The organism is Microbacterium sp. KNMS (assembly GCF_053851835.1).
Genome location: NZ_JBSQBP010000010.1, coordinates 59,134 through 76,750 on the forward strand (window position 1 = coordinate 59,134; position 17,617 = coordinate 76,750).

Genomic DNA, 17,617 nt, shown 5'->3' on the forward strand with positions numbered 1-17,617 from the left:
GGACCCGCGCGCCCGTCACCCCTCATCCTCACGGCGAGAAAGCGAACCTGTGAACACCATCCTCGAGATGCGCGGCATCACCAAGGAGTTCCCGGGCGTCAAGGCACTGCAGAACGTGACGCTCGAGGTCGAGCGCGGCACCGTCCACGCCATCTGCGGCGAGAACGGCGCCGGCAAGTCGACCCTCATGAAGGTGCTGTCGGGCGTCTACCCGCACGGCACCTACGACGGCGAGATCGTCCTGGAGAACGAGACCGCCCAGTTCCGCGACATCCGCGACTCCGAGCGCGCAGGCGTCGTCATCATCCACCAGGAGCTCGCGCTCAGCCCGCACCTGTCGATCGCCGAGAACATCTTCCTGGGCAACGAGCGCCAGAAGAACGGCTTCATCGACTGGCACGACACGAACGTCGAGGCGCAGAAGCTCCTCGCACGCGTCGGGCTCGGCGACAACCCCGCGACCCCGGTCAAGGAGATCGGCGTCGGCAAGCAGCAGCTCGTCGAGATCGCGAAGGCCCTGTCGAAGAGCGTGAAGCTGCTCATCCTCGACGAGCCCACCGCGGCCCTCAACGACGAGGACTCCGCTCACCTGCTCGACCTGATCCGCCACCTCAAGGGCCAGGGGATCACGTCGATCATCATCAGCCACAAGCTCAACGAGATCAAGGCGATCGCCGACCGGGTGACGATCATCCGCGACGGCCGCACGATCGAGACGCTCGAGCTCAAGACCGACGACGTCTCCGAGAACCGCATCATCAAGGGGATGGTCGGACGCGACCTCGAGCACCGGTACCCCGACCGCACGGTCGATGTCGGCGAGGAGGTCTTCCGCGTCGAGGACTGGTGGGTCGACCACCCCACCGAGTCCGGTCGCACGATCATCCACGGCGCGAACCTCTCGGTCCGCGCGGGAGAGGTCGTCGGCATCGCGGGGCTCATGGGCGCGGGGCGCACGGAGCTCGGCATGAGCATCTTCGGCCGCTCCTACGGATCGAACATCCGCGGCCGCGTGTACGTGCGCGGCAAGGAGGTCAACACGAAGACCGTCGCCGACGCGATCGACGCGGGGATCGCCTATGCGACCGAGGACCGCAAGGTCTTCGGGCTCAACCTCATCGACGACATCAAGCGGAACATCTCCCTCGCGTCGCTCGGCAAGCTCGCCCGACGCGGGTGGGTCGACGCGCACGAGGAGTTCGCCGTCGCCGAGCGGTACCGCAAGAGCATGAACATCAAGGCGCCGTCGGTCGCCTCGGTCGTCGGCAAGCTCTCGGGAGGCAACCAGCAGAAGGTCGTGCTCTCGAAGTGGCTGTTCTCCGACCCCGAGGTGCTCATCCTCGACGAGCCCACGCGCGGCATCGACGTCGGCGCGAAGTACGAGATCTACACCCTCATCAACGAGCTGGCGGCGCAGGGCAAGGCCATCATCGTCATCTCGTCCGAGCTGCCCGAGCTGCTCGGCATCAGCGATCGCGTCTACGCGATCTCGGAGGGGCACATCACCGGCGAGCTGCCGATCGAGCAGGCGACGCCCGAGTCGCTCATGCAGCTCATGACCAAGGAGAAGGAAGCCGACCATGTCCTCAGCTAGCGCCACCGAATCGCCCGTGCGCGGTGCGATCGCGTTCCTGACCTCACGGCTCCGGCAGATCGGCATCTTCATCGCGCTGATCGCGATCGTGCTGTTCTTCCAGATCGTCACGAGCGGTCGCCTCCTGACGGCCGGCAACGTCTCGAACATCGTCGTCCAGAACAGCTACATCCTCATCCTCGCGATCGGCATGGTGATGATCATCATCGCCGGCCACATCGACCTGTCGGTCGGATCGGTCGCGGCCTTCGTCGGAGCCGTCTCGGGTGTGCTCATCGTGCACTGGGGATGGCCGTGGTGGGCGGGCATCCTCGTCTCGCTCCTCATCGGAGCGCTCGTGGGAGCCTGGCAGGGCTTCTGGGTCGCGTACGTGGGGATCCCGGCGTTCATCGTGACGCTCGCCGGCATGCTGCTCTTCCGCGGTCTCACCCAGATCGTGCTCGGCAACACGCAGATCACCCCGTTCCCGACGGAGTACCGCCAGCTGGGCGGCGGCTACCTCTTCCCCGAGCTCTTCCCGGCGTCGAGCTCGCCCGCCGAGTGGATCACGGTGGGCCTGGGCATCCTCGCCCTCGTGCTCTACATCGGCAACTCGCTGCGCGAGCGCGGCAAGCGCGTGAAGCTCGGCCTCGAGAGCGAGCCCGCGTCGTGGTTCTACACGAAGCTCGTCTTCATCTCGGCGCTCATCGCCTACATGACGTACCTGCTCGGCGTGGCCCCCGGATCGCGCGGCACCCCGATCGTCCTGATCGTGCTCGCGGTGCTCATCCTCGCGTACTCGCTCGTGATGAACCGGTCGGTCTTCGGCCGCCACATCTACGCGATCGGCGGCAACCGCCACGCGGCCGACCTGTCGGGCATCAAGTCGAAGAAGGTGGACTTCTACCTCTTCGTCAACATGGGCGTGCTCGCCGCGCTCGCCGGCCTCGTCTTCACGGGCCGCCTCAACTCGGCGGGCCCCGGCGCGGGCAACCTGTTCGAGCTCGACGCGATCGCGGCGGCGTTCATCGGCGGTGCGGCCGTCCAGGGCGGCGTCGGCACCGTGATCGGCGCGATCACGGGCGGTCTCATCATGGGTGTCCTGAACAACGGCATGTCGCTGCTCGGCATCGGCACCGACTACCAGCAGTTCATCAAGGGCCTCGTGCTCCTGCTGGCCGTCGCGTTCGACGTCTGGAACAAGCGCCGCACGCGCGCGAGCTGACCGGCCATCCGACCGCGAAGGGCCGGGGCGTCTTCGGACGCCCCGGCCCTTCGGCGTCCGTCAGACCGGAAGGCCGAGGGGGAGCACGTGCGGCGCGCCGCCGTCGGGATCCGCGACGAGCGCGGAGCGGATGCCGAACACGCGCTGCAGGGTCTCGGGCGTCGCGATCTCCGAGGGCTCGCCCGCGGCGACGACGGCGCCGTCGCGCATCGCGATGAGCCAGTCCGCGTAGCGGGCGGCGAGCGACAGATCGTGGAGCACCATGACGATCGTGCGCCCCGACGTGCGGTTGAGCGACCTCACGAGCTCGAGCACCTCGAGCTGGTGCGCGACGTCGAGGTAGGTCGTGGGCTCGTCGAGCAGGATGGTCTCGGTCTGCTGCGCGAGCGTGAGCGAGATCCACGCGCGCTGACGCTGCCCGCCCGACAGCTCGTCGAGCGGAGCGTCCGCGAGGTCGTCGAGCCGGGTCGCGGCGAGGGCCTCGCGCACGATGCGCTCGTCCTCCCGAGAGAACCGGTCGTACCAGCGCTGATGGGGCGTCCGTCCGCGCGCGACGAGCTCGAGCACGGTCAGCCCCGATGGCGCGGACGGCGCCTGCGGGAGAAGCGCGATGCGACGCGCGATCTCGCGGTGTCCGAGCCGTGCGAGCGGAACGCCGTCGAGCAGCACTTCGCCCGCGGCCGGCGGCAGCAGCCGTCCGAACCCGCGCAGGAGCGTGGACTTGCCGCATCCGTTGGGCCCGATGATCGCCGTGACGCGACCGGCGGGGATAGCCAGCGACAGGTCGCCGACGATGACGCGGCCGTCGTAGGCGAGCGAGAGCGCCGAGGCTTCGAGGCGAGCGGACGTCATGCGATCCTCCTCCGGTTCAGGACGATGAGCCACAGCAGGTACGGGACGCCGACGAGCGCCGTGCCGATGCCCGCGGGAAGCGGGATGGGGAAGAGATGAGCGGTCACGACGTCGGCTGCGAGGAGCAGGACGGCGCCCACGAGCGCGCTCGCCCAGAGGGGAGGCGTGGGCGTGTGCGTCGCGAGGCGCGCGATCTGCGGCGCCGCGAGCGCGACGAACGAGATCGGGCCCGCGACGAGGGCCGCGAACGAGGCGAGCAGCACGGCCGTCGCGAGCACGGCGAGACGCACGGGGCCCAGGCGCACGCCGATGCCGGCTGCCGTCTGGTCGTCGAATGCGGTGAGCGCGAGCTGGTGCGCGAGCGCCGATCCGATGACGAGCAGGACGGCGATCGCGGCGACGCTCGGCGCGATCGCGCTCCACTCGCGCCCGTTGAGGGAGCCGCTCATCCAGGTCACGGCGATCGCGGCGTTCGTGACATCGCCGAGCGTGAGCAGCCAGGTCGTGAGGCTCGTGGCGAGCCACGACACCCCGATGCCCGCGAGCACCGTGCGGTGCAGGTCGATTCCGCCGCGCCATCCGAGCACGGCGGTCGCGATTCCCGCGAGGATGCCGCCGCCGAGGGCGGCGGCGGGCATGAGCACGGACGCCGCGATGCCGCTCGCGCCCGCGCTCGCGCCGCCCGCGAGCACGAGGACGGCGACCGCGCCGAGCGCGGCGGCGGAGGTCACGCCGAGGATGTCGGGGCTCGCGAGTGGGTTCCGGGCGATGGTCTGCGTGAGGGCGCCCGACATGCCGAGCGCGAGGCCCGCGGTGAGCGCGGCCGTCGCGCGCGGGAGCCGGAAGCCGTGGACGACGAGGGCCGTCGCATCGTCGGGCGGATTCCCGAGCAGTGTCGCGATGAGCTCGGAAGGCGGGATCACGGTTGTGCCGATCGAGAGATGCAGCGCGAACGCGGCGCCCGCGAGCAGCGCGAGGGCGACCGTCGCGACCACGGCCCGCATCCGCACGAGCGCCGAGAGGCGCCCGATCCTGACCGGCGCGGGCACGGCCATCCGCGCGCTCACAGCGCGATCTTCCTGCGCGAGCGGGCGATCGCGACGAACAGCGGCGCGCCCACGACCGCGAGGACGACGGTGACCGAGATCTCGCCCGGCCGTGCGACGACGCGGCCGACCGTATCGGCGATGAGGACGATCGCGGGCCCGAGCAGCGCCGACACCGTCAGCTGCCACCGGTAGTCGGGCCCCACGAGCGAGCGCGCGAGATGCGGGACGATGAGGCCCGCAAATGCGATCGGCCCGGCGAGGGTCACGGCGGATGCTCCGAGCAGGGCGATCGCGGCGATGCCGACGGCGCGGGCGCGCCAGGGCGCCTGGCCGAGAGCGGATGCGGCGTCGTCGCCCAGCGCGAGCACGTTGAGGGCGCGCGTGTTGGCGATGGCCAGCACGAGGCCGATGACGATGAGCGGCCAGACGGCGCCGATCGCGCCGCTGCGCGAGGCGAGGGAGCCGACCTGCCAGAACCGGAGCTGGTCGAGCGCCTGCAGATCGAGCAGCGAGATCGCCGTCACGAGCGACGACGCCAGCGCGGAGATCGCGACGCCCGCGAGCACGAACGACAGAGTGCCCTCGCGCCCGGGGGCGACGCGCGCGATCGCGAAGACGAGCACGGCCACCGTGAGGGCGCCCGCGAAGGCGCAGAGAGCGAGGGCGAGGGCCGGCGGGTTCGCTCCGGACGCCGTGACGACGACGATCGCGAGCGCCGCCCCCTGGTAGATGCCGAGGAGCCCCGGGTCGGCGACCGGATTCCTCGTGTGCCCCTGCGTCAGCGTGCCGGCGATGCCGAGGCACGCACCCACGACGAGCCCGAGCACGGTGCGGGGGAGGCGCAGGCCGAGGATCGTCACGTCGGCGTCCGTTCCGGTCGGCGCGAACAGGGCGCCGAGGAGCTCGCCGACGGACGTCCCCCGGCCGCCGACGGCGAGACTCAGGACGACCGCGACGAGGAGGAGCAGTGCGCACAGGAGCGCGGCCGCCGGTCGGGAGCGGGGTCGGGCACGGCGCTCGCTCGGGCGCGCGATCGCGGAGACGGATGTCAGGGGAGCCTCCGGCGGTCGGGACATCGGGAGTTCTTAGGTTAGTCTACCCTTCGCGCTGACCCAATCCGCGCGCCGTCCCCGCGACGGCCTCCTGACACCCGATAGAGGAAGACCGCATGAACACCCTGCGCACCTCGGCGTCCGCCCTCGGCATCGCCGGCCTCGCGCTCGGCCTTCTCGCCTGCGCCCCCGCGACCGCCGAGAGCGGATCCGCCCCCGAGGAGACCCCGGCGGCCAGCGCCGAGGCGTCCGAGTTCCCGATCACGATCGAGCACGCCATGGGCGAGACGACCATCCCCGAGGAGCCCCTCCGGATCGTCGCGCTCGACCCGAGCTACGTCGACGCGACCCTGCTGCTCGGCTCGCAGCTCGTCGGCTACGCCCAGTACCGCCAGGACCCGGACGACCCGTTCGCCCCCTACCTCGGCGACGTCAGCGAGTTCGCGGGCGACGCCGTGAGCGTCGGCACGATGGCCGAGCCCGACCTGGAGGCGATCCTCGCACTCGAGCCCGACCTCATCATCTCCGCGAAGGTGCGCCAGGAGGCGCTCTACCCGCAGCTGTCGCAGATCGCGCCGACCGTGTTCTCGGAGAGCACGGGCCCGACCTGGCGCGAGAACGTCGTGCTCCTCGGCGAGGCGCTCGGCAAGAAGGACGAGGCCGAGGCCGCCGTCGCCGCCTACGAGGAGCGCGCCGCAGCGGTCGGCGCCGAGATCCTCGAGGCGCAGCCCGACCTCACGGTCGACCTGGTCCGCTTCGCCGGCGAGGACACCGCGCGGCTCTACTCGAGCGACTCCTTCATCGGCGAGATCCTCACCGACATGGGCCTCCCGCGCCCCGAGACGGCGCCCGACACGACGGAGGAGATCTTCGTCCCCATGTCGCAGGAGCAGATCCTCGACGTCGACGCCGGGCTCATCCTCGTGAGCTCGTGGGAGCCCGAGGGAGCAGAGGGTGACGCGTCGCGCGCGCAGCGCGAGCAGTTCGAGTCGAACCCCCTGTGGGACCGCCTCGAGGGCGAGAAGCTCTACGTCGACGACGCGGTCTTCCTCGCGTCGGTGTCGATCCAGGGCGCGCACGAGGTCATCACCACGCTCGCCGAGCACTTCGGGGTCGACCCGCAGCTCGAGGACTGACGCCGGATCCCGGCACCATTGTCAGCATCTCGGACGGTGCGGTGAAGGTGATCGGACACGTGAACCGCTGACGCGCGAGGGGATGGCCGGCCCCGGCCATCCCCTCCGCCCAGGCCGGTCGCCTACCCTGGAAGGGACATGGCGCATCTTCTCGGGGCCGAGGCCCTGCATCTCGAGTTCCCCACCCGCATCGTCTTCGACTCCGTCACGCTCGGCGTGAACGAGGGCGACCGCATCGGCATCGTCGGCCGCAACGGCGACGGAAAGTCGAGTCTGCTCGCGATGCTCGCGGGTCGTCTCGAACCCGACAGCGGCCGCGTGACGGTGCGCGGGGGCGTGCGGATCGGCGTGCTCGACCAGGCGGACACGCTCGACGACGACGACACGATCGGGAGCGCCGTCGTCGGCGACGCCGCGGAGCACGAGTGGGCGGGCGACGCCCGCGTGCGCGATGTCATCGCGGGTCTGCTGCGCGACCTTCCGTGGGATGCCCGGCTCGCGGAGCTCTCGGGCGGTCAGCGCCGACGGGTGGCGCTCGCGCGGCTTCTCGCCGGCGACTGGGACGTCATCGCGCTCGACGAGCCCACGAACCACCTCGACGTCGAGGCCATCGCGTGGCTCGCCGCGCACCTCAAGCGCCGGTGGTCCGCGAACGCGGGCGGGCTGCTCGTCGTGACGCACGACCGGTGGTTCCTCGACGAGGTGTGCACCACGACGTGGGAGGTTCACGACCGGATCGTCGAGCCCTTCGAGGGCGGCTATGCGGCGTACATCCTCCAGCGCGTCGAGCGCGACCGGCAGGCCGCGGCGATCGAGCAGCGGCGTCAGAACCTGGCCCGCAAGGAGCTCGCGTGGCTGCGCCGGGGAGCGCCCGCGCGCACGTCGAAGCCGAAGTTCCGCATCGACGCGGCCAACGAGCTCATCGCCGACGTCCCCGACGTGCGCGACAAGGTCGCGCTCCAGTCGCTCGCCGTCTCGCGCCTCGGCAAGGACGTCGTCGACCTGCTCGACGCCTCGGTCTCGTACGGCGACCGGGAGGTGCTCCGGCGGATCGAGTGGCGCATCGCACCGGGCGAGCGCACGGGCATCCTGGGCGTGAACGGCGCCGGAAAGTCGACGCTGCTCGGTCTGATCGCGGGCACCGTCGAGCCGACGGCAGGCCGGGTCAAGCGCGGGAAGACCGTGAAGGTCGCGACGCTGACGCAGCGGATGGACGAGCTCGAGCCGCACATGCAGGACCCGGTGCGCGTGGTCATCTCGAACCTGCGCACGAGCTACACGATCGGGTCGGGCTCGAAGGCGCAGGAGCTCACCCCGGGCCAGCTGCTCGAGCGCATGGGCTTCTCGTCGGTGCAGCTGTCGACGCCCGTAAAGGACCTCTCGGGCGGGCAGAAGCGGCGCCTGCAGCTCCTGCTCATCCTCCTCGATCAGCCCAACGTGCTCATCCTCGACGAGCCCACGAACGACCTCGACACCGATATGCTCGCGGCGATGGAGGATCTCCTCGACTCCTGGGCGGGCACGCTCCTCGTCGTCTCGCACGACCGGTACTTCCTCGAGCGCGTCACCGATCAGCAGTACGCCGTGCTCGACGGACGACTGCGGCATCTTCCCGGCGGCGTCGACGAGTACCTCCGACTGCGTGATGCGCAGGAGGCCGCGCGTGACCGTGCCCCGGCTGCCGCGGCGGGGGCCGCCGCGGCGACGCCTGCCGCCGGGCTGTCAGGCGCCGAGCTGCGGGCCGCGCAGAAGGAGCTCGCCGCCGCGGAGCGCAAGCTCGAGAAGCTCCAGGCCGATATCGCGAAGGTGCACGACCGGATGGCCGCGCACGACCAGAGCGACTACGAGGGCCTGGGCGCGCTGTCGGCCGAGATCCGGGCGCTCGAAGAGCAGACGGCGCAGATCGAGGAGCGCTGGCTCGAGCTCAGCGAGCTCGTCGAGTAGCGCGCCCGCGGTCAGCGTCGGCCGGAGGCGATCCGCGACCAGATCCCGAGGTCGACGCGGCCGCCATCCGTGAACCCCGCATTGCGCGCCGTGCCCTCGTAGACGAACCCGGCGCGCTCGGCGACCCGCGTGGACGCCGCGTTGCCGGTCGCGATGCGGAGCTCGACGCGCTCGAACGCCTGCGCGTCGATCAGCCAGGAGGCGAGGGCATCGACGGCGCCTGCGGCGAGCCCGCGGCCCCGGTGCGCAGGTGAGAGCCAGTAGCCGAGCTCGGCGGTGCGCGCCCGCCAGTCGACGCGCTTGACGTCGATGCAGCCGGCCATCCGCTCGCCTTCCCTGATGCAGCGGACGAGCCCGGATCCCGACGCGCGGATGGTCTCGGCGACGCGGGTGCTCCAGTCGGCTGCGAGCTCGAGCGGGTACGGACGGGGGAGCGGGAGCCAGCGGCGGATGTCGACGTCGTCCACCGCGGCGTGGATGGCGGCCGCGTCGTCGGACGCGAAGGCCGTCAGGGCGACCCCCTCCCGCACAGGGATCACCTCATCGGGCAGCGCGTTCATGCCTGGGCCGGCATGAGCGCGCCGATCGCCGCCTCTGCGCCGCTCACGCGGAGGTCCCAGTCGGGGCGCGCGAACTCCGCGGCCGAGACGCGCAGGCGCACGAGATCGTCGACCTGGTCGGGACGCGCCCGGACGCGCTCGATGCCGTTCTCGCGGTAGCCCAGTGCGCGCGAGACCCCGAGCGACGCCCCATTCCAGCTGGCGGCTCCGGACTCCGCCCACTCTGCGCCGAGCACGTCGAAGGCGAAGAGGAGGACCGCGGCCCGCATCTCGCGCCCGAGCCCGCGCCCCTGCGCGGAGCGGGTCAGCCACGAGCCGGTGTGCACCGTGCGCAGGGCGGGGAAGTCGCGTCCGTCGAGATCCTGGATCCCGATGGGCCTGCCGTCCTCGAGGACGGCGAAGCTGATGCCCCATGCCTCCGGCCGGAGCTGCGCGCGCCGGCTCCAGTGGAACCGCGCGAACTCGCGCCGCAGGATCTCGGGCTCGGCGTCGGTCCATGGCGCGCTGAACGGCATGCGGTCCGGATCGTGGATCCCCTCGATCGCCGCATCCGTGAGCGGTGCGAGATCCTCGTCGCGCAGCGGCCTCAGGGTGAGGCGCGGCGTGGCGAGCTCGAGCGCGAACAGCGGCCAGACGGTCTCGATCCCCATCCGGTCAGGCTATGCGACGCGGCGGCGTGCGTGCGATCAGGACGCGCGTCGCGCTCACCCCGACGGCGTCATGTCGTAGGTCACCCAGGGCGTCGCGACAGCATGGGCGTCGTACACGGACCGGGCGACCTCGTTGTCCGCCGCCGTGATCCAGCGGACGACGCTCGCCCCTCCCGCAGCGGCGAGCTGGGCAGCGTGCTTCAGCAGCATGCCTGCCGCGCCGGCTCCGCGGGCATCCGGAGAGGTGAAGAGATCGTCGAGGTAGAGGCCCGTCGTCGCGGTGGATGGCCGAGCGAACCATCGCAGGTTCGCGAGCGCGACGGGGCGATCGCGCTCGTCCACGGCGACGAGCCCGACGAGGCCATGCGCTCCTTCGCGGACCCAGGTCCACGTCGTGGCGACGGCAGCGGGATCATCGGGGAGCCGGTAGAAGGCGCGATATCCGCGGTAGAGGGCGGCCCACTCGTCGGAGTCACGCGCATCGACAGGGCGAACGCTCAGTGTCATCCTCAGATCGTCCCCTCCACGGGAGGCTGACCCCGACGGCAGTGCCCTCGCCGCACGATCCGTTGCCGTTTCGTGATCGATCTCCACCGAGCCTGCGTCGTCTGGATCTGCGAATGTCGGTGGTCCTTGTGATGATGGATGTATGGAGATCAGTTCGAGTGCGCGGGCGTCGACGGGGTGGCTGCCGACGCCGGATGAGCGCGCTCGGCTGGGGGCGCTCGCGGATGCACTGGAGGTGAACGGGCGGTCCCTGGCGTCGCTCGAGGCGATGCAGGCGCTCCTGATCGCGCACATGGTGGAGGTCGCGCAGGAGCAGTACGCGCGGGAGGCGCGAGCGCTGGCCGACGGCGAGGAGGGCCGAGGGTGGTCCTTCCGGGCGCTGGCAGAGGAGATCGCGGGCGTGCTGGGATGCGCGCGGGCGACGGCCGAGGCGCGGATGGCCGACGCGGTCGCGCTGGTGAATCGGTATCCGCGGGTCCTCGCGTCGATGCAGGCGGGGCGCGTCTCGGCAGGGCAGGCGCGCGTGATCGTGGAGCTCGGGGATGAGCTGGAGTCCGCGACGGCGCGGGCGCGGTTCGAGGAGCTGGTGCTGGGCGTGCTGGCCGAGCACGCGCTGACACCCGGCCGGCTGCGTCCCGTGGCGGAGGCCGTGGCGGAGCGGCTGCAGCCGCGGTCGCTGCGGGAGCGGCACGAGGAGGAGGCTCGGCGGCGTCGAGTGGTGTTCCAGCGGGGCCGGCACGGGATGGGCTGGGTGCGGATGTACGTGTCCGCGCTGGTCGGCGAGGGGATCGTGGATCGTTCCCGGCAGCTGGCTGAGGAGCTCGCGGCGGCGGATGTCGACGGCTCTGACGAGCGCACCGCCGAGCAGCGGCAGGTGGATGTGCTGTGCGATCTCGCTCTCGCGGGGGCGCCCACAGCCGGCCCGCAGGGAGTGCCGACGGGACTCGCGGGAATCCGCGCGAGCGTGCAGATCACGATCCCCGCCCGCGCGTTCATCGCCGCTGCGGAGCACCGCGCCGCCGGCGCCGCGGAGATCGGCGGAGGGGGCGACGACGAGCTCGCCGACCCGTGTCCCGACGATGACACCGCGGACGCGACCGCTCAGGGGTCTGGGCGTGACGCGTTCGGACGCCCGACGGAGCGCCTCGTGGGCGGGGCGGCCGTGCTGTGCGGGCACGGGGTGATCCCCATCGTGCAGGCGGTTGAGCTCGCTGCGACCGCCCCTGTGTGGGAGCGGCTGTTCGTCGACGCCGACACCGGAGCGCTGCTCACGGTGGATCTGCGCTTCCCGAATGCCGCGCAGCGCCGATACCTGAGAGCGCGCGACGAGCACTGCCGGTTCCCCGGATGCCGTCGCCCCATCCGCAAGCGCCTCTCCGACGCCGATCACACGATCGATCACTGCCTCGGCGGGCCCACCTGCGTGTGCAACCTCGCCTACCTCTGCGAGTACCATCACACCCTCAAGCACCATTCCGCATGGACGGTCGTGCAGAGACCCGGCGGCGTCCTCGAATGGACGTCGCCGACGGGACGCACCTGCACCGACGTGCCGCCGCCCGTCGTCCGCTTCATCCACGACGGCGACCCACCACCCTTCTGAACGGTGGAGGAGGGGCTGCCCGGTGAGCCTGCGCGGTGTACGAGCGGGCAGCTGCCTGAAGGTTCGGGGAACAGTGCGCGGGAGGGGTTGACGCTCCCGTGCGCCCTGAGTAGGCCTGGGGGAGCCGGGGTCTTCCTGACCCAGGGGATGGGGAATCGCTCGGATCGGCGTGCTCGCGTCGGTCGACGACGACCGCTCGTCGTCGGCGCCGTTCACATCCAGATCAGTTGGGGGAACAACATGAGCAATTCGGATCAGTTCGGGCAGAACGACCAGTCCGAGGAGCCGGGGGCTGAGGAGTTCGGGTCGGGCGACCAGTACTCCGGAGAGGCTTCGGAGTCGTACGGCGAGTCGTCGGAGCAGGGCGGCTCCTACGACGGGGGCTCGTCGGATTCGTCATACGGCGGCGCGTCGTCGGAGTCGTCGTACGGCGGCGAGTCGGGCGAGTCGACCGGAAGCGAGTCGTCCGGCGAGTCGTATGGAAGCGAGTCCTCGTACGGCGGGGAGTCGTCGTCGGAGTCGTCGTACGGCGGTGAGTCGGGCGAGTCCTACGGCAGCGAGTCGACGGGCGACTCCTCTTATGGCGGGGAGTCGTCCGAGTCGTCGGAGTCCTCCTACGGCAGCGAGCCGACCTCGTTCGGCGATGAGTCGTCCGAGTCCTCCTACGGCGACGAGTCGTCGAGCGAGGAGAGCGGATCGCCCTACGGCGACGACTCGTCATCGGAGTCGTCCTTCGGCGGATCCTCGGAGCAGAGCGGCTCCTACGAGGAGGAGTGAGCTCGCGGCCGTGAGGCCGATCGCGCACGGGAGCCTCGTCGGATCGGATCCGGCGAGGCTCCCGCACGTCCGTCTGCCAGCGCGTCGGCCGTCGCGGCGTTCCGGGCGTCGTCGATCACGCGCCGATCTGCTCCTCGTACCACGTGATCTTCTCGTCGAGTCTCGCGCGGCGCTGCCGCAGGAGCTCCAGCTGCGCATCGACGTCGTCCGCGTGCTCGCGCAGCAGGTCGACGCGGGCGCGCAGGGTGGACGGGTCGCGGCAGAGCTCTCCGTATCGGCGCAGCCGTTCGATCGGCATCCCCGTGTCGCGCAGGCACTTGAGGAAGTCGAGCGTCGACAGGTCGCCGTCGGTGTACACGCGCCTCCCGCCGCCGTCGCGTGCGACCGGCGGCAGGATCCCCTCGCGCTCGTAGTAGCGGAGCGTGTCGATGGAGAGGCCGGAGCGCGTGGAGGCCTCTGCAGGGGAGTAGGTCGTCATGCTCGCACGATAGCGCTTGACCTGGAGCGCGCTCCAGGTCGCATCGTGTCCTCATGACCGTCACCACCACACCCCTCGTCCTCGGCGCCATGACCTTCGGAACCCGTCTCGACGACGAGGCGTCCTTCGCGCTTCTCGACCGCTTCGTGGAACGCGGCGGCGAGTGGATCGACACCGCCGACTGCTATGCGTTCTGGGAGAGCGCGGATGGCCGCGGCGGCGCGAGCGAGACCGTCCTCGGCCGGTGGCTCGCGGCACGGCCGGGGATGCGCGAGCGCGTCCGCCTCTCGACGAAGGTCGGCGCCGAGCCGCTCTGGGCCGGGTCCTGGCCTGAGCATCGCGCGGGCCTGAGCCGTCGCGCGATCCACGACGCGTTCCGGGGAAGCCTCTCGCGCCTCGGCGTCGACTCCGTCGATCTGCTCTGGCTGCATCAGGAGGACCGGCAGACGCCGATCGAGGAGACCGTCGACGCCCTCCAGGAGCTCGTCGCGCGCGGCGAGGTGCGCAGGGTCGGGGCGTCGAACCATCCGGCCTGGCGCATCGAGCGCGCGAGGCGGCACGCATCGGCGTCGGGTGCCCTCCCGATCGACGCGCTCCAGCTCAACGCGACCTACCTGCGGGCGCGCCCCGGCGCGCGGCCTGCGGGAGTCGTGCACCCCTTCGGCCTCCTCAGCGACGAGCAGCGCGACATCGCGCGCGAGCACCGCATGGAGATCTGGGCCTACACACCCCTCCTCGGAGGCGCCTACGACAACCCGGAGAAGGAAATCGACCCGGTCTACGACCACCCGGGCAACGCGCGCCGACTCGAGGCCCTCGACGAGGTCGCCCGCGACGCGGGCGCAACCCGCGGGCAGGTCGTCCTCGCGTGGCTCGTGTCGCAGGGCATCCGCCCGATCCTCGGCGGCAGCCGGCTGCACCAGCTCGACGCCGCTCTCGACGCCGTCGCGCTCGAGCTCACGGCCGGGCAGCTCGAGCGGCTCGACGTCGAGGGCTGACCCCGGTCAGACGCCGCCGTCGAAGCTGAGGCTGAGGCGGCGCAGCAGCGCGGCCAGCCGCGTCCGCTCGGCCGCCGACAGGCGGCCGAGCAGCTCGGCCTCGGCATCCATGAGTCGTGTGATGGCGGCGTCGACGCGCGTGCGGCCGTCGTCCGTGAGCGTGACGAGCACGCTGCGGCCGTCGCCGGGGTCGGACTCCCGGCGGACGAACCCGCGCGTCACGAGGCGGTCGATCCGGTTCGTCATGGTGCCGCTCGACACGAGCGTCTGCTGCAGCAGCTGCTTGGGGCTCAGCTGGTACGGGGCTCCGGCCCGACGCAGGGCCGAGAGGACGTCCCACTCCCACGGCTCGATCTCCGTGCGGCTGAACGCCTCGCGGCGCGCGCGGTCGAGATGCCGCGAGAGACGGTCGACACGCGAGAGCACCTCCATCGGCGAGAAGTCGAGATCGGGGCGCTGCGTCGCCCAGGCGCCCACGATGCGGTCGACTTCGTCGGTATCCGTGGCCATCCGTCCAGTATCACGCACGCGCGCCATCGGTCAGACGCCGGCCGACGACCCGAGCCCGACGACGCCACGTGGCAGACTTGTGGGGCGGCCAGGGGCCGTGGTCCGCCATGGTGTAACGGCAGCACGACAGCCTTTGGAGCTGTGAGGACCAGGTTCGAATCCTGGTGGCGGAGCGTGACGGAGAGCGACGTGACGGAGAACCACGTGACACAGAGCGAACTGGCGATCGTCATCCTGGCCGCGGGGCAGGGGACGCGCATGAGATCGAAGCTCCCGAAGGTGCTGCACCGGATCGGCGGTCGTCCCCTCGTCGGGCACGTCCTGCACACGGCGCAGCAGCTCGACGCGGTCGTGACGCGCGTCGTCGTGCGCCACGAGCGCGACCGGGTGGTCGAGGCGATCGCCGACTTCCCCGGCGTGGAGCCAGTCGACCAGGACGACATCCCGGGAACGGGGCGCGCGGTCCAGGTCGCGGTCGAGAACCTCCCGGACTCGTTCGGCGGCGATGTCCTCGTGCTGAGCGGCGACGTGCCGCTGCTCGATGCGGAGACCCTCGCGTCGCTCATCGAGACGCACCGCGCCTCGGGCGCCGAGGCGACCCTCCTGACCGCGTCGCTCGACGATCCGTCGGGCTATGGGCGCGTCGTCCGCGACGCCGACGGCGCGGTCGCCCGCATCGTCGAGCAGAAGGACGCGAGCGACGACGAGCTCGCCATCGCCGAGATCAACGCGGGCGTCTACGTCTTCCGCGCGCCGGCGCTGCGCGCGCAGCTCGCGCGGATCGGCACGGCGAACGCGCAGGGGGAGATGTACCTCACCGACGTCGTCCGCCTGCTCCGCGAGGAGGGCGCACGCGTCGCCGCCCAGACGGCACCCGACGCGCGCATCGCGCTCGGCGTGAACGACCGCGTGCAGCTCGCGGAGGCCGCGGCCATCCTCAATGCGCGCATCGTGCGCCGCTGGCAGGTCGAGGGCGCGACCATCCTCGACCCCGCATCCACGTGGATCGACGACACCGCATCGCTCGCCCCTGACGTGACCGTGCTGCCCGGCACCTTCATCCTGGGCGCGACGAGCGTGGGCGAGGGGGCGACGATCGGGCCCGACACCTCTCTCCTCGACTGCGAGGTCGGCGAGGGTGCGACCGTCCGGCGCACCGACGCGACACTCGCGGTGATCGGCGCGGGCGCGACCGTCGGTCCGTTCGCGTTCCTGCGCCCCGGCGCGGAGCTCGCGGCGGACGCGAAGGTCGGCACGTTCGTCGAGGTGAAGAACTCGACGATCGGCGAGGGCAGCAAGGTGTCGCACCTCTCGTACGTCGGCGACACGACGATCGGCCGCGGCGTCAACCTCGGCGCGGGCGCGATCACCGCGAACTACGACGACATCGCCAAGCACCGCACGGTGATCGGCGACGAGGTGCACACCGGCTCGCACAACGTCTTCGTCGCCCCCGTTACACTGGGTGACGGCGCGAAGACGGGAGCGGGCGCGGTCATCCGCAAGGATGTGCCGGCGGGCGCTCTCGCTCTCAGCGTGGCACCCCAGCGGAACATCGCCGGGTGGGTCGAGACGAACAGGGCGGGCACCGCAGCGGCAGAGGCCGCGGCTCGTGCCCGAGCGGCGGAGAAAGCAGCCGATGGCGCGCACGAAGAAGACCATTGACCTCGACCTCGAACGGGGCATCGCCCCGGGAGTCGTCACCAAGACGAAGAAGCGGCTCGTGGTGGTCGCGGGGCGCTCGCATCCCGAGCTCGCCCAGGCCGTCGGCGAGCAGCTCGGCATCGGCATCGCGCCGACCGAGCACCGCACCTTCGCGTCCGGTGAGATCTACACGCGCTTCGAGGTCTCGATGCGCGGCAGCGACGTCTTCCTCATCCAGTCGTTCAGCCAGAGCGTCAATGAGGAGCTCATGGAGATGCTCATCATGCTCGACGCTCTCAAGCGCGCGTCGGCGAAGCGCGTCACCGTGGTCGTGCCGTACTACCCGTACTCGCGCCAGGACAAGAAGGGGCGCGGCCGCGAGCCGATCTCGGCGCGCCTCGTCACCGACCTGATCGCGACGGCCGGCGCCGACCGCATCATGAGCGTCGACCTGCACGCCTCCCAGATCCAGGGCTTCTTCGACGGTCCCGTCGATCACCTCTTCGCGAAGCCGGTGCTGCTGCGCCACTTCGAGGACACCCTCACGGAGGAGGAGCGCGAGACGCTCACGGTCGTCTCGCCCGACATGGGCCGCGTCCGCGTCGCCGACACGTGGTCGGACAGCCTCTCGGCGCCGCTCGCGATCATCCACAAGCGCCGTGACCCGAAGGTCGCCAACCAGGTCTCCGTGCACGAGATCGTCGGCGAGGTGTCCGGCCGCACGTGCCTCCTCGTCGACGACATGATCGACACGGCCGGAACGATCGTGAAGGCCGCCCAGGCGCTCAAGGCCAACGGCGCGAAGAAGGTCATCGTCGGCGCGACCCACGCGATCTTCAGCGACCCCGCCGTCGAGCGGCTGCAGGATGCGTCCGTCGACCGCGTCGTGGTCACCGACACCGTGCCGATCCCGCCGGAGCGCCGCTTCGAGAAGCTCACGGTGCTCTCCGCGGCGCCGCTGCTCGCGCGTGCCATCCGCGAGGTGTTCGACGACGGATCGGTCACGAGCATGTTCGACGGCGCCGCCTGAGCGACCGTCACAGCAGACTCATAAGGTCC

At 71.3% G+C, this 17,617-nt stretch carries 17 protein-coding genes and 1 tRNA gene; 10 read left to right on the top strand and 8 right to left on the bottom strand.

Annotated features, from left to right (window positions below; translation table 11 throughout):
• The first annotated feature begins 67 nt into the window (after positions 1–67).
• Both mmsA and mmsB read left to right on the top strand, forming a co-directional pair.
• The gene (mmsA, locus tag ACWXWW_RS08005; protein ID WP_271172858.1) at positions 68–1,594 is read left to right on the top strand and encodes a multiple monosaccharide ABC transporter ATP-binding protein; all 1,527 of its coding nucleotides are present in this window, start codon (positions 68–70) and stop codon (positions 1,592–1,594) included.
• Positions 1,581–2,798, top strand: a complete 1,218-nt coding sequence (gene mmsB, locus ACWXWW_RS08010; protein ID WP_271172693.1) for a multiple monosaccharide ABC transporter permease — start codon at positions 1,581–1,583, stop codon at positions 2,796–2,798. Before mmsA ends, mmsB begins: the two co-directional genes overlap by 14 nt.
• A 60-nt stretch (positions 2,799–2,858) precedes the next feature.
• Here the strand turns inward: mmsB and ACWXWW_RS08015 are convergent, their stop codons facing one another.
• From ACWXWW_RS08015 to ACWXWW_RS08025, 3 genes are read right to left on the bottom strand one after another with little or no spacing between them, the layout of a single operon-like run.
• The gene (locus ACWXWW_RS08015) at positions 2,859–3,650 is read right to left on the bottom strand and encodes an ABC transporter ATP-binding protein (RefSeq protein ID WP_271172692.1); all 792 of its coding nucleotides are present in this window, start codon (positions 3,648–3,650) and stop codon (positions 2,859–2,861) included.
• The gene (locus tag ACWXWW_RS08020) at positions 3,647–4,717 is read right to left on the bottom strand and encodes a FecCD family ABC transporter permease (protein ID WP_271172691.1); all 1,071 of its coding nucleotides are present in this window, start codon (positions 4,715–4,717) and stop codon (positions 3,647–3,649) included. Before ACWXWW_RS08020 ends, ACWXWW_RS08015 begins: the two co-directional genes overlap by 4 nt.
• Positions 4,714–5,775 (bottom strand): FecCD family ABC transporter permease, encoded by a 1,062-nt coding sequence (locus ACWXWW_RS08025; RefSeq protein ID WP_282978528.1) that lies wholly within the window; start codon positions 5,773–5,775, stop codon positions 4,714–4,716. The genes ACWXWW_RS08020 and ACWXWW_RS08025 overlap by 4 nt, the downstream gene beginning before the upstream one ends.
• A gap of 92 nt (positions 5,776–5,867) precedes the next feature.
• Here ACWXWW_RS08025 and ACWXWW_RS08030 point away from each other — a divergent pair, with 92 nt between their 5' ends.
• Both ACWXWW_RS08030 and ACWXWW_RS08035 read left to right on the top strand, forming a co-directional pair.
• A complete protein-coding gene (locus ACWXWW_RS08030) occupies positions 5,868–6,887 on the top strand; it encodes an ABC transporter substrate-binding protein (RefSeq protein WP_455969570.1) in 1,020 nt (339 codons plus the stop codon).
• A 138-nt stretch (positions 6,888–7,025) separates the two neighbouring features.
• A complete protein-coding gene (locus ACWXWW_RS08035) occupies positions 7,026–8,831 on the top strand; it encodes an ABC-F family ATP-binding cassette domain-containing protein (RefSeq protein WP_282978526.1) in 1,806 nt (601 codons plus the stop codon).
• An 11-nt stretch (positions 8,832–8,842) separates the two neighbouring features.
• On the opposite strand, the gene ACWXWW_RS08040 is transcribed toward ACWXWW_RS08035, so the two are convergent.
• Genes ACWXWW_RS08040 through ACWXWW_RS08050 form a run of 3 tightly spaced genes read right to left on the bottom strand, consistent with a single transcriptional unit; the run spans position 8,843 to position 10,548 of the window.
• Positions 8,843–9,391: a GNAT family N-acetyltransferase gene (locus ACWXWW_RS08040; protein ID WP_455969571.1), complete on the bottom strand. Its 549-nt coding sequence runs from the start codon at positions 9,389–9,391 to the stop codon at positions 8,843–8,845.
• Entirely contained in the window at positions 9,388–10,041 is a 654-nt protein-coding gene (locus ACWXWW_RS08045; protein WP_455969572.1) for a GNAT family N-acetyltransferase, read from the bottom strand. Before ACWXWW_RS08045 ends, ACWXWW_RS08040 begins: the two co-directional genes overlap by 4 nt.
• Positions 10,042–10,095: 54 nt before the next feature.
• On the bottom strand, positions 10,096–10,548 hold the full coding sequence (locus ACWXWW_RS08050; RefSeq protein WP_455969573.1) for an N-acetyltransferase family protein: 453 nt from the start codon (positions 10,546–10,548) through the stop codon (positions 10,096–10,098).
• Positions 10,549–10,690: 142 nt separating this feature from the next.
• On the opposite strand from ACWXWW_RS08050, the gene ACWXWW_RS08055 reads away from it, so the two are divergent.
• Together ACWXWW_RS08055 and ACWXWW_RS08060 are read left to right on the top strand one after the other, a co-directional pair.
• Positions 10,691–12,151, top strand: a complete 1,461-nt coding sequence (locus tag ACWXWW_RS08055) for a DUF222 domain-containing protein (protein ID WP_455969574.1) — start codon at positions 10,691–10,693, stop codon at positions 12,149–12,151.
• A gap of 240 nt (positions 12,152–12,391) precedes the next feature.
• Complete coding sequence (locus ACWXWW_RS08060) at positions 12,392–12,928, top strand: hypothetical protein (protein WP_455969575.1); 537 nt, start codon at positions 12,392–12,394, stop codon at positions 12,926–12,928.
• 115 nt (positions 12,929–13,043) lie between these two features.
• On the opposite strand, the gene ACWXWW_RS08065 is transcribed toward ACWXWW_RS08060, so the two are convergent.
• Positions 13,044–13,406, bottom strand: coding sequence for a MerR family transcriptional regulator (locus ACWXWW_RS08065; protein ID WP_455969576.1), 363 nt, complete (start codon positions 13,404–13,406; stop codon positions 13,044–13,046).
• A gap of 53 nt (positions 13,407–13,459) precedes the next feature.
• On the opposite strand from ACWXWW_RS08065, the gene ACWXWW_RS08070 reads away from it, so the two are divergent.
• Positions 13,460–14,404, top strand: a complete 945-nt coding sequence (locus tag ACWXWW_RS08070; RefSeq protein ID WP_455969577.1) for an aldo/keto reductase — start codon at positions 13,460–13,462, stop codon at positions 14,402–14,404.
• 6 nt (positions 14,405–14,410) lie between these two features.
• On the opposite strand, the gene ACWXWW_RS08075 is transcribed toward ACWXWW_RS08070, so the two are convergent.
• Positions 14,411–14,914 carry a MarR family winged helix-turn-helix transcriptional regulator gene (locus tag ACWXWW_RS08075; RefSeq protein WP_271173815.1) on the bottom strand — a complete coding sequence of 168 codons (504 nt, stop codon included), beginning with the start codon at positions 14,912–14,914 and terminating at the stop codon, positions 14,411–14,413.
• Positions 14,915–15,015: 101 nt separating this feature from the next.
• On the opposite strand from ACWXWW_RS08075, the gene ACWXWW_RS08080 reads away from it, so the two are divergent.
• The 3 genes from ACWXWW_RS08080 (at position 15,016) to ACWXWW_RS08090 (ending at position 17,588) form a co-directional block, all read left to right on the top strand.
• A tRNA-Gln gene (locus ACWXWW_RS08080) sits at positions 15,016–15,087 on the top strand.
• Positions 15,088–15,118: 31 nt separating this feature from the next.
• A complete protein-coding gene (glmU, locus tag ACWXWW_RS08085) occupies positions 15,119–16,579 on the top strand; it encodes a bifunctional UDP-N-acetylglucosamine diphosphorylase/glucosamine-1-phosphate N-acetyltransferase GlmU (protein ID WP_455969578.1) in 1,461 nt (486 codons plus the stop codon).
• Positions 16,554–17,588 carry a ribose-phosphate diphosphokinase gene (locus ACWXWW_RS08090; RefSeq protein WP_271173813.1) on the top strand — a complete coding sequence of 345 codons (1,035 nt, stop codon included), beginning with the start codon at positions 16,554–16,556 and terminating at the stop codon, positions 17,586–17,588. Before glmU ends, ACWXWW_RS08090 begins: the two co-directional genes overlap by 26 nt.
• The last annotated feature ends 29 nt before the right edge of the window (positions 17,589–17,617 follow it).

Bases quoted from the DNA above. Each gene is read 5' to 3' on its own strand.
- ACWXWW_RS08045 (WP_455969572.1), bottom strand. From the start codon at position 10,041: ATGGGGATCGAGACCGTCTGGCCGCTGTTCGCGCTCGAGCTCGCCACG.
- ACWXWW_RS08035 (WP_282978526.1), top strand. From the start codon at position 7,026: ATGGCGCATCTTCTCGGGGCCGAGGCCCTGCATCTCGAGTTCCCCACC.
- mmsA (WP_271172858.1), top strand. From the start codon at position 68: ATGCGCGGCATCACCAAGGAGTTCCCGGGCGTCAAGGCACTGCAGAAC.
- ACWXWW_RS08015 (WP_271172692.1), bottom strand. From the start codon at position 3,650: ATGACGTCCGCTCGCCTCGAAGCCTCGGCGCTCTCGCTCGCCTACGAC.
- ACWXWW_RS08030 (WP_455969570.1), top strand. From the start codon at position 5,868: ATGAACACCCTGCGCACCTCGGCGTCCGCCCTCGGCATCGCCGGCCTC.
- ACWXWW_RS08050 (WP_455969573.1), bottom strand. From the start codon at position 10,548: ATGACACTGAGCGTTCGCCCTGTCGATGCGCGTGACTCCGACGAGTGG.
- mmsB (WP_271172693.1), top strand. From the start codon at position 1,581: ATGTCCTCAGCTAGCGCCACCGAATCGCCCGTGCGCGGTGCGATCGCG.
- ACWXWW_RS08040 (WP_455969571.1), bottom strand. From the start codon at position 9,391: ATGAACGCGCTGCCCGATGAGGTGATCCCTGTGCGGGAGGGGGTCGCC.
- ACWXWW_RS08055 (WP_455969574.1), top strand. From the start codon at position 10,691: ATGGAGATCAGTTCGAGTGCGCGGGCGTCGACGGGGTGGCTGCCGACG.
- ACWXWW_RS08075 (WP_271173815.1), bottom strand. From the start codon at position 14,914: ATGGCCACGGATACCGACGAAGTCGACCGCATCGTGGGCGCCTGGGCG.
- ACWXWW_RS08070 (WP_455969577.1), top strand. From the start codon at position 13,460: ATGACCGTCACCACCACACCCCTCGTCCTCGGCGCCATGACCTTCGGA.
- ACWXWW_RS08025 (WP_282978528.1), bottom strand. From the start codon at position 5,775: ATGTCCCGACCGCCGGAGGCTCCCCTGACATCCGTCTCCGCGATCGCG.
- ACWXWW_RS08090 (WP_271173813.1), top strand. From the start codon at position 16,554: ATGGCGCGCACGAAGAAGACCATTGACCTCGACCTCGAACGGGGCATC.
- ACWXWW_RS08065 (WP_455969576.1), bottom strand. From the start codon at position 13,406: ATGACGACCTACTCCCCTGCAGAGGCCTCCACGCGCTCCGGCCTCTCC.
- ACWXWW_RS08060 (WP_455969575.1), top strand. From the start codon at position 12,392: ATGAGCAATTCGGATCAGTTCGGGCAGAACGACCAGTCCGAGGAGCCG.